At 35.9% G+C, this 14409-nt stretch carries 20 protein-coding genes; 5 read left to right on the forward strand and 15 right to left on the reverse strand.

Annotated features, from left to right (window positions below; translation table 11 throughout):
- Window positions 1-347 precede the first annotated feature (347 nt).
- The gene (locus tag HMPREF9455_RS21030; RefSeq protein ID WP_006799346.1) at window positions 348-500 is read left to right on the forward strand and encodes a thermonuclease family protein; all 153 of its coding nucleotides are present in this window, start codon (window positions 348-350) and stop codon (window positions 498-500) included.
- 50 nt (window positions 501-550) lie between these two features.
- Here the strand turns inward: HMPREF9455_RS21030 and HMPREF9455_RS09010 are convergent, their stop codons facing one another.
- A complete protein-coding gene (locus HMPREF9455_RS09010; RefSeq protein WP_006799347.1) occupies window positions 551-2023 on the reverse strand; it encodes a T9SS type A sorting domain-containing protein in 1473 nt (490 codons plus the stop codon).
- 726 nt (window positions 2024-2749) lie between these two features.
- Here HMPREF9455_RS09010 and HMPREF9455_RS21865 point away from each other — a divergent pair.
- From HMPREF9455_RS21865 to HMPREF9455_RS09025, 3 genes are read left to right on the forward strand one after another with little or no spacing between them, the layout of a single operon-like run.
- Window positions 2750-2881, forward strand: a complete 132-nt coding sequence (locus HMPREF9455_RS21865) for a hypothetical protein (protein ID WP_260397859.1) — start codon at window positions 2750-2752, stop codon at window positions 2879-2881.
- Entirely contained in the window at window positions 2878-3318 is a 441-nt protein-coding gene (locus HMPREF9455_RS09020; RefSeq protein WP_006799348.1) for a hypothetical protein, read from the forward strand. Before HMPREF9455_RS21865 ends, HMPREF9455_RS09020 begins: the two co-directional genes overlap by 4 nt.
- Window positions 3318-3767 carry a hypothetical protein gene (locus tag HMPREF9455_RS09025; protein WP_006799349.1) on the forward strand — a complete coding sequence of 150 codons (450 nt, stop codon included), beginning with the start codon at window positions 3318-3320 and terminating at the stop codon, window positions 3765-3767. Before HMPREF9455_RS09020 ends, HMPREF9455_RS09025 begins: the two co-directional genes overlap by 1 nt.
- A gap of 76 nt (window positions 3768-3843) precedes the next feature.
- On the opposite strand, the gene HMPREF9455_RS09030 is transcribed toward HMPREF9455_RS09025, so the two are convergent.
- Genes HMPREF9455_RS09030 through HMPREF9455_RS09060 form a run of 9 tightly spaced genes read right to left on the reverse strand, consistent with a single transcriptional unit; the run spans window position 3844 to window position 11035 of the window.
- Complete coding sequence (locus tag HMPREF9455_RS09030) at window positions 3844-4362, reverse strand: hypothetical protein (protein ID WP_006799350.1); 519 nt, start codon at window positions 4360-4362, stop codon at window positions 3844-3846.
- Window positions 4359-4886 carry a glycoside hydrolase family 108 protein gene (locus HMPREF9455_RS09035; protein WP_006799351.1) on the reverse strand — a complete coding sequence of 176 codons (528 nt, stop codon included), beginning with the start codon at window positions 4884-4886 and terminating at the stop codon, window positions 4359-4361. Before HMPREF9455_RS09035 ends, HMPREF9455_RS09030 begins: the two co-directional genes overlap by 4 nt.
- Window positions 4873-5130 (reverse strand): hypothetical protein, encoded by a 258-nt coding sequence (locus tag HMPREF9455_RS21770; RefSeq protein ID WP_006799353.1) that lies wholly within the window; start codon window positions 5128-5130, stop codon window positions 4873-4875. The genes HMPREF9455_RS09035 and HMPREF9455_RS21770 overlap by 14 nt, the downstream gene beginning before the upstream one ends.
- 44 nt (window positions 5131-5174) lie before the next feature.
- Window positions 5175-5348 (reverse strand): hypothetical protein, encoded by a 174-nt coding sequence (locus tag HMPREF9455_RS21775; protein ID WP_006799354.1) that lies wholly within the window; start codon window positions 5346-5348, stop codon window positions 5175-5177.
- Between the two features lie 49 nt (window positions 5349-5397).
- Window positions 5398-8487: a hypothetical protein gene (locus HMPREF9455_RS09045; protein WP_006799355.1), complete on the reverse strand. Its 3090-nt coding sequence runs from the start codon at window positions 8485-8487 to the stop codon at window positions 5398-5400.
- A gap of 2 nt (window positions 8488-8489) precedes the next feature.
- Window positions 8490-9308 carry a hypothetical protein gene (locus HMPREF9455_RS09050; RefSeq protein WP_006799356.1) on the reverse strand — a complete coding sequence of 273 codons (819 nt, stop codon included), beginning with the start codon at window positions 9306-9308 and terminating at the stop codon, window positions 8490-8492.
- Between the two features lie 12 nt (window positions 9309-9320).
- Window positions 9321-10229, reverse strand: a complete 909-nt coding sequence (locus HMPREF9455_RS09055; protein ID WP_006799358.1) for a sialate O-acetylesterase — start codon at window positions 10227-10229, stop codon at window positions 9321-9323.
- 1 nt (window position 10230) lies between these two features.
- Entirely contained in the window at window positions 10231-10551 is a 321-nt protein-coding gene (locus HMPREF9455_RS21035) for a hypothetical protein (protein WP_242052363.1), read from the reverse strand.
- Window positions 10535-11035 carry a terminase small subunit-like protein gene (locus HMPREF9455_RS09060; protein WP_006799359.1) on the reverse strand — a complete coding sequence of 167 codons (501 nt, stop codon included), beginning with the start codon at window positions 11033-11035 and terminating at the stop codon, window positions 10535-10537. Before HMPREF9455_RS09060 ends, HMPREF9455_RS21035 begins: the two co-directional genes overlap by 17 nt.
- Before the next feature lie 92 nt (window positions 11036-11127).
- On the opposite strand from HMPREF9455_RS09060, the gene HMPREF9455_RS21040 reads away from it, so the two are divergent.
- Complete coding sequence (locus HMPREF9455_RS21040) at window positions 11128-11304, forward strand: YodC family protein (protein ID WP_006799361.1); 177 nt, start codon at window positions 11128-11130, stop codon at window positions 11302-11304.
- Between the two features lie 51 nt (window positions 11305-11355).
- Here HMPREF9455_RS21040 and HMPREF9455_RS21585 read toward each other — a convergent pair whose 3' ends face one another.
- The 5 genes from HMPREF9455_RS21585 to HMPREF9455_RS09090 form a co-directional block, all read right to left on the reverse strand.
- Complete coding sequence (locus tag HMPREF9455_RS21585) at window positions 11356-11928, reverse strand: hypothetical protein (RefSeq protein WP_006799363.1); 573 nt, start codon at window positions 11926-11928, stop codon at window positions 11356-11358.
- An 11-nt stretch (window positions 11929-11939) separates the two neighbouring features.
- On the reverse strand, window positions 11940-13298 hold the full coding sequence (locus tag HMPREF9455_RS09070; RefSeq protein ID WP_006799365.1) for a replicative DNA helicase: 1359 nt from the start codon (window positions 13296-13298) through the stop codon (window positions 11940-11942).
- 257 nt (window positions 13299-13555) lie between these two features.
- Complete coding sequence (locus HMPREF9455_RS09080; protein WP_006799366.1) at window positions 13556-13828, reverse strand: hypothetical protein; 273 nt, start codon at window positions 13826-13828, stop codon at window positions 13556-13558.
- Window positions 13829-13840: 12 nt separating this feature from the next.
- Entirely contained in the window at window positions 13841-14068 is a 228-nt protein-coding gene (locus HMPREF9455_RS09085) for a hypothetical protein (RefSeq protein WP_006799367.1), read from the reverse strand.
- Window positions 14069-14263, reverse strand: coding sequence for a hypothetical protein (locus HMPREF9455_RS09090; RefSeq protein ID WP_006799369.1), 195 nt, complete (start codon window positions 14261-14263; stop codon window positions 14069-14071).
- Window positions 14264-14409 lie beyond the last annotated feature (146 nt).

Below are 14409 nucleotides of genomic sequence, written 5' to 3' on the forward strand. Positions count from 1 at the left end.
AGCTGATCTTTGCCAGCATTGCCGGGATCTCTATATTCTACCTGTTGTTTTATTAACACATCACCGGGACGAAGATGGTTGTGAGAACTGTTCAATTGACTAAAACCGGGTAATGCTACCCACAGGGATAGCAGGACGAGAATTTGGGCAAGATTCATAGTTAAGATATTAATTATTAGTCTTTAAATTACGATTTCAGGTACTTTATATAAAGAGAAATGTTTCTCTTTTTATCATATAGATAAATGTCTCCTTCATATTTCACAAACAAAATATAAAAATAACATAATTTAATTAATATTTAATATTTGATAGCAGGTTTTAAAACATAAAAATTGTGTAAAGAAATGATCCGATCCGGTTATGCATGCAATTACAAATACTCAAAAGGTAAATATTACATCAAGCTTCAGGAGAAAGCCAAAGCTGATAAAAGAGGTCTTTGGAAAGATAATAATGCTGTCGATCCGTGGCAGTGGAGAAAGGAGAAAAGAAAATGAACCTCCTTTCTTAGAATATAGGCGGTTCAACTATTGGAAGCTATTCTTCACTATTTTATTTTCATCACTTTCTCACGCGTCACATTACCTTCTTCGTCAGTTTTTTCCAGAATATAGATACCTGCATTAAGGGTCGTATTCTGGATATCGAAATTGATCGCTTTATTTTCTTTGTAAACAAGCGAACCTGTAGGGAAGGAGTAGATGCGAATGTTAGCGGAGGCAACATCATCTGAAGTGTAAGTCTTCAATGAAGATAAAGAAAAATCAGATATTTCTTCTGGAGTTGGTTTTCCACCTTTAATGCGTCCATGGACAAACGCCTCTGGAGTTGTTCCACAAATGTTTTTTGTTTTCAAAAATAAATTAAATTCTCCCCATCTACCTAATCCTATAGACTGTGTTCTTATTGACATTGGTAATATATTTGTCTCAGAAGGTATTGTGATTACGTTGCCTTTAGAAACATCTAACATAGAAGCATTCCCCTCTATTCTCCATTCAAATTCACTCGCCCCTGTAATTTCTCCATCGAAAAAATAAGCTAATTGGGATTGATATTCTTCTAGCCTCTCATTACCTCTTATAATTGGTGTTAATGGCTTTCCTACCCACACTTGAGAGTTTTCCAGTTGATAACTTACGCCATCATATATAACAGTTGCTTTCGCTGTTCCATATCCATTCCCTGAAGCACGGAAAGTCGCATTAGGAGTCCCCTGACCTGAGACAAGAGTCATATTGGTGGAGGATTGCCATGTGATGACAGAAGCCAAAGGTTCTATCTTATATACCATAGTTTGGCTTGTACATAGTATCAAATTTTCAGCTTTAATGCTATGTTTAGGATGTATTATAACGTCTTTTCGTCCTGAATAATGATATTCTATGTTATTCATAGTGACGTGGTAATAAGCCTTTATTGTTTTTTTGCTATATATATTTTGTTTGGCTTTCAGTTTTATATAAGTGCGGTAAACAGGAGCATAAGTGTATTCTGTATTTATTATTTCAAATAAATCAGTATTAATATCATATTTTGGCCATGATTCATATCCCTCACTACCCTGATAGGCTACAAATTGAACAATTTCCCCGTACGGAATATAATCTGGCCCGTCGATTTTAATACTACCATATTGTTGCTGTGGTGGATCAGTGATTGCTTTTGTTATTTTTATTTTTAAGGTTTTAGTATTTGCAGGTATATCACCTTGTTTATATGTTGTTATTTTCGCATCATTAGTTGCCACTCCACCCCATTGAACATGAAATTCATACATAGTTGCACCTTTTTTCACAGTTTCTATACGCGATGTATCTTGGCTATTTGTAAAAGTACCATATTTACTAGTTCTGATAATAAATTTTGTATCCTCTTTCAACGCAGAGGTAAAATTCAATCTATATAGCCATGTTGAACCTGTAGTTACATCATAATTTCCTTGAATATCCCTAATTTGTGCATAAGCACAAACCGAGATACCCATTATATATATTATAATCAACAATATTTTCTTCATAATCAATAAAATATTAATTAAACAATAATCACTTTGGGGAAGCCTATTGCATACAATATTTTATCACAAATAGAAAGATGAGTAATTTTATTTCATAGGCATTTAATTTAAGGTTAATAACTCTTTCAAAGATAATACAACATCTATAAATTTAACATAAAGAAATAGGTTTAATTTGAGAGAGAATGTTATAATGATCAGTTACTTTAATATAATGCCTACTACTAGTGAGAAAAAGATGTATGAGTATTTTTGAAAATTTTGCATTTTATCTGAATCCAATTATCAATAGAGTGAACTAAAGGGAATAAAGGTTGTTATTATAATGTGAAGTGACTGGAATAATATATTACTTTATTTATTACTTATTTTATTGTTATTGTAATTATTATTTGTTACTTTGTCGGCTGAAAGAATAACTACTATTTGAAACTAAAAGTATAGAGTCTCATTACGTTACGCTATGAGCTTAATGAAGAAAAAGTCAGATACGAATCTAAAACTTGCTCAAGATTTAATCAACCTAGGTGAATATAATGCAAGTGTTCATTGTTCATATTATGGCTGTTTTCAATATTTAAAATGTATACTTAAAAACAATCTCAATTTATCATACTCTACACAAAATGAAGATAGACCTGAGTCCCACAACTTTCTATTGGAGAATTTATTCAAAAAAATAAATAATCCTAAAACAATAAAAATATCAGAGAAGATTTCATATTTTTGAAAGAAAAGCGGAAAATAGCAGATTACTGCGAAGAAGAAGTCGGACCTGATGGGAGTTTAGATGCTTTGGAAGAAGCTAAAGCTGTTATTTATAAAGTAAAAAATGCTTTAGGAGGATTAAACTTATGAAATCAAAAGATATATTATTTAAGTGGTTTGGTGAGATGATTGCTAAATATCATAATATCAAATTCTTTTATAAATATAATACAAACTACAAGTCACATTATATCGCAGTATTTCCTAAGGATATTGTAGATAGTGAAGATTATTGTGAAAAAGAGAATTCTATCTATGAAAGTTTGTCTAGGGATTTTGAAAATGAATCATTCCTTTTTGCGACTGAAGATAAAAGGTTCAAAATAACGAATGAATTTATATCCTATGAAAAAAATAATATTCCAGCATATGATATATTTCAAATTAGTTATAATACCGCGCAAAATAAAATATTAAGCAAAACGACCACGATATTAATAGAAAGATCGTCGAGTACAAATAAGGATAAATACACAAAAGAGGTATCTATTTTTAAAGATAATAAGATAAAGAGTATCCCTTGCTAATGGCTTTAAATAAATATAAAATAGAAAATATAGAAACAAAAGATATTGCCATAATTGACAATATGAAGGAGTTGAAAAAAGGGACTAAAATAACTATTTCAACATCACTATCTATAGGTGTTTCAGTAAAAAACAATAGCTCAATCAAACTAATTCCAGAATTAGAATACAGAGTTGGTGAAAAAAAATATCTAAACTCAGCTATCAGTGTGTATTTTAAAATTGACAATGGATATTGGACAAAACACTGTGTAGATAATCAAATTGTTTTAAAAAAGAGTTTGTTGATAAATTTGTTTAATGATTCTATAAATATCTTGAGGGGTTATCTTCTCGCTACAATAGAAACGCATGATAAAAAACCTTTTATATTACATGCAATAAACTCAAATATAATAGATGCTGATGTTACTTTACAATTTGAAGATAAAGATCACCCATCTTCATGATTAAGTTTTCTGAAACAGTCTTAATTTATATACTTAAAACATCCACTTCCCACCTATCAAATGCCCGTTATTTTGATTACCCAAACTCTTTTGATACTGATATTCCAATCCTAGATTGTGATAAAACACCCCACCGCCGATACCTACATAAATAATTCAAAGTAGAATATGATCCTGATATAAATGGCTGCCATACTTTTGTCTTATATATTGTTTGCCGTTCTATTATTGGAGTATAATTATAATCTAAAGCCGCAAGTCTGTTATATTGAATAACCGGGAATAACTCTAACTTACCTTGTGTTTTATTGTCGAAGGCTGTTAGTTTATATGTCCTTTTTAGTTCCCGGTCTGCAATTATAGCGGCAGTATCTGCCGGAAGATTCACATACTTTATACTGCCTGTATCCCGGTATTGGATATCCGGCTTTTCTTCCTTTATCGGTTCAAACTGTGTCAGACTTACTGATCCGGTTGTTGTGGCCCCTTTTATATATTCTAACTTCGGTTCTGAGTCAATGTACAAACGACCGAAAAAGAAGCCAATAACTAAACAGATAATTCCATAAATAATGACTATAGTTGCTTTTTTCATTGGATATATTTAAAATCGTTCAACCTATTCAACCAACCTTTGAGAAATACCGCTTGTGTAGGATCAGCCTTTACTATATCTTCAAAGTGCTGTTTTCTCCGAAGCCAAAGTTTTTTGAATAACTCTGACTGATCGTGATAGTTATTCAGTGCATCTAATGTTTTAGGCCCTACTGCACCATCATCTTTAACTCCGAGTATTCTTTGAGGGTATTTTATTCCCCATGCACCAGATCCCCACATCCAATCAACTACAATATTTGCAACAGATTGATTTTTTATCATGTCGGCTTTCCATTTGTCCCAATAGTGAGGCTTCATCACTCGACTAACTACATCTTCATTTGAAAGTAATTTGAGATCATCTACATCAATATCCCCGTCACCGTCTTTATCATAACCTACTTTTCGCCATGTTGCAATGGTAACCCCTTTGTTTGTTGGCCCTCCTTTATCATTAGGATGTTTAACATATCCTCCCTCCCACTTAAGAATAATTGTAGCCAATAATTCAACTTTTGCCATCACTATCTTCTTTTAAATATTTACCTAATTCTGCGATGACAGCTGCCGCGTCATCTCTATTTTTAATAATACTGCTGGCCAATGTGCCAACCCTTTCAAATTTGGCCTTATCTTCAGCTTTTTCAAGTATGGATTTCACTTCTATTATACCAATGCCTATTGCGCCTAATAGAGTAAAAACTGGCAGAAGTGGGATCGAATAACCATGATAACCATTCAGGTAGCCGACTACAATCATTTGCATAGCATCCACAACAGTTAAAGCAAATAAGGGAATGTAATACCTGGCTAGTTTATCGACGGTTCTTCTAAACCCGAATGAACTTCTAAGTTCTCCTCTTTTTTAGCCTTCCTACATCCGGATATCAGATCGGCCACAACAGCTAATAAAACAAGTATGTATTCTGCAAATAATAAGACACAGACTACAAATAATTGCTGATAGTTAATTTCTAGTGTCATTTTTCCTTTAAAATATAACCTAGAAATTAAAATTTTTCTAAAAAATAAATTAATCTAATCGTGTAAATATCCATGCCTGACCGTCATAAACAAAATCGCATGTTATAGCATCTGAAATATTTATTGAGGATATTATTCCATATTGTCCAGCGTTAATTTTAATCTGGTTACCATTATACTCACTAATAATATTGACACTTTGGCCTTGATATATCAATCTTACTCTAATAAATTGTCCCTCGTATGGTTTTTCCGGAAGATTTAAACTTATGGATGACGCGTTGTAACAACTCACAAAGCAATCTCTATTAGTTAATACCGTATTTACTGACACTCTTCTTGAAGCCAAACACAACCCATTTGCTTTAAGAACATTGAACCAACCGCCATAAGCGGGGGCTGGATTTGCCGAACTGTTATTTGCATCTCCATACACACCGACAATCCCCCAGCCACCGCCCCATGCGGACTCATCCATCTTTCCGAAACCAAGACCAACCATAGCCGCTTTAAGGCTGGCACCCGTAGCCGCTGAAATAGCTTCGACACCTGCTCTATTAGAAAAAAAGCCTTGAGAGCTAAAATGGCTTACTTCATTTTCACTTTCAGCGCTGGACGATATTTCGCCTGTGTTCGAATCTATTTTAATCTTCTGCAAGACATTAACATTCCCTTTGTCTTCCGTCCATTTTGTAACAACTGAATTTAACTCTATATATCCCTGAGTATCATTTCCTATTATTTTCACAGCATGATAGGTGACGGAGTTATATGTTACAGTCTTAACGCTTTCAATCCAGTCATTGTAAAACTTAAATCCTGCTATCAATGCACTGCCAGCTACTTTTAGTGTGTCGCGCACAGTGGCATTTGTCAATGAAAGAGTATTCGGCTCTGTGACATTCCAATCAATGGACTGATTGCCGTTCCCAAATTTAAACTGATTCGCCAAGAATCTCAAGTAACTATTACCATCCAAAGATGCCATGTTATTTATTCTAAGCATACCCGGGGTTAACTCAGCAAACCCGAACATGTTTGTTATTTGTCTGTTTGCGCTTTCTTCCGAGTTGATGAATGCAGCCCAAAGAATATAATTATCGGGATCACTGTCAAAGTCGACTTTCGTTTCGGAGATAAACCACTCGCCATCACCTATTTTAAAACCATCTTCATTTGTGGTATAGGCTTTAGAGACTTTCAAATACAGATAATAAAACTGTGTAGGAAAATCAACTAAAACAGCCGAATTGTAAGACGGTACTACCCAGTGAAGATACTCTGTTTTATCCCTGTCAGGCTGCACGGTGTCGATACCGATTGTCATGTGACGGATATAAGCAGCATCGCATTCTATACGCTTGTTTGTGGAGCTATATGCAATATTGGGTTCTATCTCATTGGTGAAAGTTTCATCCAAAAATACATATTGCAGCAGTTCGTCGCCGAAAGCTCCCATCATGGCACGAACAGCAACAGCGCTCAAGATATCCTCTTGGAAACTGCCTGATGGATCGTAAATATTGTTTACAAGCTCTATCATTCCGCGATAAGAGCGTTTCACATAGTTAACTGTATTTCTATTCTCAGCTTCAGCCTTTACTTCATTCTCTGGGATTTTTCTAAAGTCTTCATTATAAGTCGCAGCAGTAACATTGGCCAATGTAATTTCAGTATAAGTGGGCTTATTAATAAAGTCTTTAATCGCCGTCTGTCTGATAAGGACACTCTCGGCTACTTCATCTTCTGATTCTATTAGGTGATCGTCAGTAAAGCGGACATAACCTCCAAGGACAATCTTCCCCCCGATATTCACCCAGTCCTTATTCGCCCAAATGCCATCAAGCGTTCCTGTAAATGAAAATTTTTTCTGTTCTTCTTCGTAAAGGAGCTTGACTGCTTGCCTGAACATATCCCAGCTTGCTCCAGACTTGCTATTATCATCCCGAATATACTCCTCCGGCATCATCATTCCGAAGACCGCATACTTATCTCCGACTTTCGGAGCCCATGTCTGGTTCGGCATAATCTGCCCTTCGTATTCCTGTGATACAAGCATGATTTTGCGTTGAGAATGTATATAGCCGGTTATCCTGTCCTTATCCTGCAAAACATTGAACTCTTTTGCGGTAAGGTCACCACTTTGGAATATAATACTCATTTCTTCGCCTGCTATGCGATAGAGTGAATAATCGAGATTTTCAGGAATAGTAGTATCATAGATATTATAATTTCCGGATCCGGTTACTTCAACATTTGTTACTGTACCGACCCTGTTTGGATAGATATTTGAGAGATCTGTAGAACTATCCTCATAAGAGACAAGAGGTTTATCTGCTCGCTGTATTGAAAAACCCTCCGCATCGACTTTATAAGTCTTGGCTAACGATGGGTCAAAACCAACCTGATCTTCAAAGAAAGCTCCGTCAAAAGCAATTGTCTGTCCCTTCGGTAATAATAGTTCGCTGTTACCATATTTCGAAGCATTTATATTTCGGGAACCGCCCTGTACTGCCAATATTTCAATAGGTACACGACTATCCACATTCTCACGTGCTATTCCTTTCTTAAAGCCATTTCCCCGACCATATGCCAGCACAAGAGGATTCTCTCTATTATATTCAACCTTACGAATATGGAGTGTTTTATTGACAAATTCAAATTCCGTATTAAATGTATCCGTTATCATCTTGAGGCCATCCCAGCACTTTGTATGATTGTAATTAATTACTGCTCTTTCAGCAACAATACATTCACCCAAAGTAAAACCTCCGTTTCCTATCTGGTTCAGGTTCCATACAATTAATTCTGCATGTTCCCTAGGTGTTGCTGTATAAGGAAACTTTAGTCTCTTATCAGCCCGGTTACGGATTGTCCTTTTCTCTGTGTCTGCCTGAGGGGATTCGAATATGATAGTATAAGTCAGATTACGGATACCATCTTTTTTTATACCAGACTTCTTTCTTATGGTATATCTTATGCCCTGGAAATCCAAATAACAACCCACTTTAAAATCTATCGGCTCTGCACTGGATACATAAATAGTAACATTATGCTGGCTCATTATCTCACGAATACGATAACTTTTGTCATCGACTTCGCTAATTAAAAGTTGATTATCGGGTGTGTATAGTTGCATAATTATATCAAATCCTTATATTTTTCAAAAATGCCATGTATAGCATTTATCTCATCCACAGTCATATCGTTATTAAATGTTGCATACATTTTATGTACAGCGATTGTACGGTTATTCACAGAGCCATAAGTTAATAACTTAGGATTCCACGGATTTGTAGAACTTGCTGTTAGTGTCTTTGTTAAATCTACCGTATTATGCTTAAACCTTGCAGATGTACCCTTTACATAATAAGAATATACGCCTTTCTTTTCGGTTGCGTCTTCTGTTGTCGATATAGCAGTACCATCAGACCAAACCATTATGGTATTACTAATATAGTTTCCATCTCTTCCATTCGAAACAAACGCACAAACTTTATTAGCATCTGCCCCCCAATCGATACCGGTACCGGTAGGTGCTGCGGATAGCATAAAAACAACTAACAAACCTTTTGCCGAAAGATTGTAGCCTCCTGTGTCTGTAAAGTCTCCCGCTTTTGTAGTCCCTCCGGTTCCGGTAGCAGTTACTAGAGGCGTATTGTTCACAGTAAGCGCTCTAAGGTTAATAATACTGTACTTTACATGTTCCAGATTGTTTTCAGGTGATGCAAGATAGAATAAACCTGTAGACTTACTTAATACTGATGCCGCGTACAATTCGGCCAGCATATTCAACAAATTATCGTTTGTTGCACGGCCTGTTTTTGACAGATAAGAAGTGTACATTATCCGCACTTCTGCCGGGATTGTAGGGTCTGGAACTTCTCCGCCTACTATTGTTACCTGAGCTACTGATTTGTCGCTCCAATCCACTTCGGGTACAACTATTGCTACTCCCATATGATTATTTTTTTAAAGTTTATATTCGAATATTGAACACCAGTTATACAGAGGATATGTTACATCGGCAATCGTATAAGTCATATCCGAATTATCCCGTATTTCTCCGGCGTTTCTGTTGTTTGAGTTGGCAAAGCCATATGTCAGGGTAAGCCCTGCAGGACTTTGAGAACACTTTATTTCTATCGTGTCCGATTCTATGATGGTTACCGACTGGATAATCTCGGCACTCGATGCATTTAGCAGAGAAAGCCCTCTGTTTGTTATTGTGGCGGTTATATAGGGCGGCTTACTGAATGTCAATCCTTTTTTATTAAATTTCAGGTATATACTATTTCCCGATATAATATGAGATACGGGATATAATGGTTTCCAGCCATTGCCATACAGGACATTGAACAAGGCTAACCCGTAATAATCACCCATCAGCTTGGAAGAAAAATTCTTCAAATGCCAGCTGTCCGCATATTGAAGTTGATAGATAGGGGTCGCCATATAAAAGCCGCTGTTTTCTTCCTGTGCAAGCTGTAACAATGCAAGCCCTATGTCCGGGTATGATTTACCCGCCGTATATGAAGATGATACCTGATAGGTAATGAAAGGCAGATCGGAATAATCATCTCCTGTTATATTGTGAACATCATTTATCAGGTCGCTGCGCAATTGCTTTAGTTTGCCTTTATAATAAGCTATGCCATTGCCGTAATCATATTCTCCCTGAGTCCAGGTCACAGCTATGAGCCTGTATGTCTTGCCTTGTGCCTCTGCTATCCGTTTTCCGTTGGTTACGTCTGCAATGATATTACTATACCATGTTGTCCCCTTTGATAATTCATTGACAGTAGTTGCACCACGTGCGCAACATGAGGACAAAATATATTTATTATCATTTTCGTTCAGTTCGGACGACTTGATAAACATATCAGCTGTTCCGGCTGCTGGGGTTTCTCCGTTTTCGGCGTCCTGTCTCTCTACGTGTGCAACAAACTAATGACGAAATGTAAGACTTTCCGGCGCAAGGTGGCATACTGACAGCCAGTCGATAAATCATATTGTTAGAGAAGGCCAGATAAACACGCATAAATGCTGCAGCGACTTTCTTTAAGAAGTGACGCTTAGCAAAAAACGAAGAGTCCATATACAAGCAATAAACCCAGAAATCGCTCCGGGCCTCTCGCTTTCGCAGTATGATGGCCGCTTCGGCTTTTCTTATGAGTATCTCTCTGTCACTCAGTTTTGCCATCTATAATGTTTTGCAAGTCTTCGTCTGATAGGTTCTCAAGGTTACTCTTGATGCCAAGCTCGCCCGAGAGTTTGTTTTCTTGCCGGTTCTTCCAGTTGTCGGGATCACGGTTTGTTTGAAAGTGTATAATAGCACCAAGACTTGGAGGATAGTATTTTTCAACGACAGAATGTTCTTTGACTTTGACGATCGGTTTGTCGTTCTCGTCTTTTCGGCCCGTATCGGCTGTAACGGTTTTCTTCTCTTGTATAGTATAGCCTTTAATAAGCTTCACTAAGGAACGGTTGCACTCTATTAGTAGGTTCTGAGTTAATTTATCTTGGGCTTTTTTTATATCCTCCGAAAACTCCGATTTGGTTTTTAACCATTCATAGTATGTACTCTCTGAAATCTTAACTTTTTCGCATATTTCGGCAATGGTATAACTGTCCTTACTTATCAAGTCACAGATACGATTTACAATCTTTTGATTATACTTTGCCATAGAGTAATTGTTTTACCCTAAAATATAAATATCAATTATTTTATTTAAATTTGAAGTAGTTAATATCATGTAACATATTTAAATTAAAAAGTATGGCAGAATTAAAGATTGGTGATATTGTTTGCTTAAAGTCTGGTGGGCCAACAATGACAATAGAAAGTATTGGAGAATATATGTATGAGACGAAAGCTGTTTGTACATGGTTTGATGAAAAGAAAAAAATATCTGATACTTTTAAATTAGAGGCACTCAGATTTATTGAAGATTAAGCAGTCCATATAGAGAGATCGATCGACACCATGCGAAGTTCTCTCTATATTTCAAAATAACTCTCTATTATTCAACTTGTTTTTGATTAATTCGAGTACTCCGTTGTAAATATCATACAGGTCTTTCTTGTCTTCAGGACCTTCCCATTCTGAGAAACTGTTACCCTCGAAAAACTTCCACGAAAATACTCGCTTTGCCTTTTTCGATAATTGAAGATTGTCGAATATGCTTCTTACTTTTTGCATTTTCTGTAAGATATCTGCAGATCTGTCTTGCTCAGGATCTTCTTCATCTATTATATCCATACGCTGAAAGTCAATTTTTGCATCAATGGGAATAGACTTGTATTTATGACGATAAGGAGAAGTCGGTGATTGTATGTTCAATTTTATCATTTGAAGCACAAAGAAATCAAGCTCTCTATATTGTCCTTTCTTACTATCGTATAGTTTTAGAACATGAGATTCATTGGACTCACATTTCTCAATCAGCATGGCGAGTACTTCGTTCAATACGTCGATGGCTTCTTCCACCATGTTTGCATGGGAACAGTGATAACGAGCGTAATCGAGCCAACGATCATACCTTTCGGAAATATATTTGTTTATTATATCTTTTGCCATCTGCTGTAATTTTAAAAGGGTAACTGATTACCTTGTTTGATCGTACTTATTGATTTATTTGGTATATCGCTCTCATATACATCGATAAAATGTGTCGTTTCTTTTTCAAACTTGTATAGCATCTTTAATAAGCCGATATTTCTTCCTTTCGCTACATCTATCATTGCATAGCCTTCTGTTTCTTTATCTTCATAGGGCTCAGGGAAGGATCTTAAATATATCTCAGGCCTGTATACAAATATTACAACATCTGCCGCCTCTGCGATCTGTCCGCTATCCCGGAGCCTATTCAATGATGGGACCGGATTTTGACTATCTCTATTTAGCTGAGATAAGGCGACGATCCAAATGTCCAGTTCTTTGGCTAAATTCTTTAATCGTCTAGCGACATCGGCCATTTGCTGTTCTTTATTGCTGCCTTTCATATTCACACTAAGAATCTGCAAATAGTCAATGATAACCCCATCTATTTGATACTTAGAAACCATTGCTCTGATAGAGCTTATAATCGTATCAATATTTGAAGTACTTCTATCATCGAATAGGATAGATGAATTGCATAATCCGTTTATCGATTTATCCAGTCTTTCAAACTGCCAGTCATCAAGAGGTGTATACAAAATCTGACTGGAGGATATACCACTTTCCATTGACATCAATCGAGCTGCCAATTGTTCTTTTTTCATTTCAAGGGAATATACAGCCGCCTTTGTTCCATACTTCACCGTATTGTTCAGTATCGATAGAGCTAAAGAAGTCTTACCTTGAGAGGTTTCAGCTGCAATAATTATCAAATCAGACTTTTGCAATCCTCCGGTTTTCTTATCTATCTTCTGAAATCCGGTAGGCGATCCAGTCAAAACCGATTTTGACGATTTATTATCATCAACGATCTTGTAGACAGACTTTACGGCATCTTTTATCGTAGAAATGTTATTTTCCGAAAAAGAATAAATATTCTCCAAGAACTTGCTTGCATAAGACGAAATATCTGTAATATCGTCTCGCTCAGATTGTCCTTTCGATTGAAGATACATACCAAGATCAACAAATTTTCGTCTAGCTGACAGATCATTCAACCGGCATGTATGCGAATAGAGATTTGTCATGGAAGAACTATCACAAATTTTCATTATTTCAGCCACTTTAATCTCTGAATATTTTTTTCGATATTCTTGAGCGATAATGATAGCATCCGGCTGTTCTCCTTTCGATTCAATATCTTTGAAAATTTGGAATATCTTTTTATTGAAATCGTTGTAAAAACAATCCTCATTGATAATATCCCGCACTTCATCGTATCCGAAAGAGTTTGAAATAATAGTCCCCAGAACAATATTTTCTAAATCTATGTCGTATGGATAATTCATTGCTTTTGTTTATAAACTTTATTGAGATCAATAGCACTAGCTAAAGTTGATTTCCAATCAATATTGACAGACTTTGACTTCTTTTTATGCTTCCACCCGGCTTCTAATGCCCAAAACTGAACACATGCTTTTTCTAGGGATAATTCTATATCCAGATTAGGGTGATATCGTTGTTGCTGTTCCAGCCATTCTTGGTTAGATATCAAATTTTGATAGGCTTCTCTCTGATCATTTTTGTAAACATCGTAAGATGTTCGTCAGGTATCCCCTTCTTTTCCTTTCTCTTTTCCTTTCTCTTTTCCCCCCACACCCCCTTTATTACTATCTATATTATCCCCTATATTACCATTACCTTTACCAGTGCCCCTTAAAAGGGGCTCACTAGGGGCTAGTGAGGGGCTAATTACAAATTGATTAATATCTTCAAAATCAAACAATAAAAGATTATCTTCTAATCTTTTTATAATACCTCTATGGGCATTGTTGGAAGGATTCAGTTTTTGGTTCTTTTGGTGTTTTAGGAAGTTCAATACAAAAACAAATCATTTATCTTTTGAATAAAGAAGTCGCGTCTCAACCTCCGTCAAACTCTTTTCAGCTTCTTGCTTACCAATTCCCAGATCGAAGCAGATCTTCCGGATATTAATCTCTAAAAATCCTGCTACATCACATTGGTCGCACAAGTACAAGAACAAGAGCTTGCTTAGAGGCTTAAGTCCACTTAACCAAGCATCATTCCATTTTTCTGTTTCTGTAAATCTACTAGCCATTTAAAACATTTCTTTAAGTCGTTTCTGCAAATACTCGATCAGTTCTTCAACCTCTTGTTTATCCAAATCAATATCTATATAATTTTCACCTTCCTTCGCCCATATAGTAATTTCTTTCGCTGAATTGTCTGAGTATGGATAAACTTCTAAATTCGTACCTTTAATGGTATCTTCTATTTTCAATATTGTTGCCATATCATTAATTATTTAAAATCTAACTCTTTTTGTTTTCTATTATCCAGTTCAGTCTGGTATTCTCTCATAGCTTCACGAACACGATGTTCGGTACGCATTAAGCCAATTGGAAGAATACCAGACAATCTGGCCTCACATCGAATTAT

Source organism: Dysgonomonas gadei ATCC BAA-286, assembly GCF_000213555.1.
Taxonomy (GTDB): Bacteria; Bacteroidota; Bacteroidia; order Bacteroidales; family Dysgonomonadaceae; genus Dysgonomonas; species Dysgonomonas gadei.

Excerpts from the sequence above, each read along its gene's own strand:
- HMPREF9455_RS21040 (WP_006799361.1), top strand. The coding sequence starts at position 11,128 with ATGGCAGAATTAAAGATTGGTGATATTGTTTGCTTAAAGTCTGGTGGG.
- HMPREF9455_RS21585 (WP_006799363.1), bottom strand. The coding sequence starts at position 11,928 with ATGGCAAAAGATATAATAAACAAATATATTTCCGAAAGGTATGATCGT.
- HMPREF9455_RS09085 (WP_006799367.1), bottom strand. The coding sequence starts at position 14,068 with ATGGCTAGTAGATTTACAGAAACAGAAAAATGGAATGATGCTTGGTTA.
- HMPREF9455_RS09030 (WP_006799350.1), bottom strand. The coding sequence starts at position 4,362 with ATGAAAAAAGCAACTATAGTCATTATTTATGGAATTATCTGTTTAGTT.
- HMPREF9455_RS09020 (WP_006799348.1), top strand. The coding sequence starts at position 2,878 with ATGAAATCAAAAGATATATTATTTAAGTGGTTTGGTGAGATGATTGCT.
- HMPREF9455_RS09090 (WP_006799369.1), bottom strand. The coding sequence starts at position 14,263 with ATGGCAACAATATTGAAAATAGAAGATACCATTAAAGGTACGAATTTA.
- HMPREF9455_RS09070 (WP_006799365.1), bottom strand. The coding sequence starts at position 13,298 with ATGAATTATCCATACGACATAGATTTAGAAAATATTGTTCTGGGGACT.
- HMPREF9455_RS21775 (WP_006799354.1), bottom strand. The coding sequence starts at position 5,348 with ATGACACTAGAAATTAACTATCAGCAATTATTTGTAGTCTGTGTCTTA.
- HMPREF9455_RS09010 (WP_006799347.1), bottom strand. The coding sequence starts at position 2,023 with ATGAAGAAAATATTGTTGATTATAATATATATAATGGGTATCTCGGTT.
- HMPREF9455_RS21035 (WP_242052363.1), bottom strand. The coding sequence starts at position 10,551 with ATGGCAAAACTGAGTGACAGAGAGATACTCATAAGAAAAGCCGAAGCG.
- HMPREF9455_RS21770 (WP_006799353.1), bottom strand. The coding sequence starts at position 5,130 with ATGCAAATGATTGTAGTCGGCTACCTGAATGGTTATCATGGTTATTCG.
- HMPREF9455_RS09045 (WP_006799355.1), bottom strand. The coding sequence starts at position 8,487 with ATGCAACTATACACACCCGATAATCAACTTTTAATTAGCGAAGTCGAT.
- HMPREF9455_RS09055 (WP_006799358.1), bottom strand. The coding sequence starts at position 10,229 with ATGTTTATCAAGTCGTCCGAACTGAACGAAAATGATAATAAATATATT.
- HMPREF9455_RS09060 (WP_006799359.1), bottom strand. The coding sequence starts at position 11,035 with ATGGCAAAGTATAATCAAAAGATTGTAAATCGTATCTGTGACTTGATA.
- HMPREF9455_RS09050 (WP_006799356.1), bottom strand. The coding sequence starts at position 9,308 with ATGGGAGTAGCAATAGTTGTACCCGAAGTGGATTGGAGCGACAAATCA.
- HMPREF9455_RS09025 (WP_006799349.1), top strand. The coding sequence starts at position 3,318 with ATGGCTTTAAATAAATATAAAATAGAAAATATAGAAACAAAAGATATT.
- HMPREF9455_RS21030 (WP_006799346.1), top strand. The coding sequence starts at position 348 with ATGATCCGATCCGGTTATGCATGCAATTACAAATACTCAAAAGGTAAA.
- HMPREF9455_RS09035 (WP_006799351.1), bottom strand. The coding sequence starts at position 4,886 with ATGGCAAAAGTTGAATTATTGGCTACAATTATTCTTAAGTGGGAGGGA.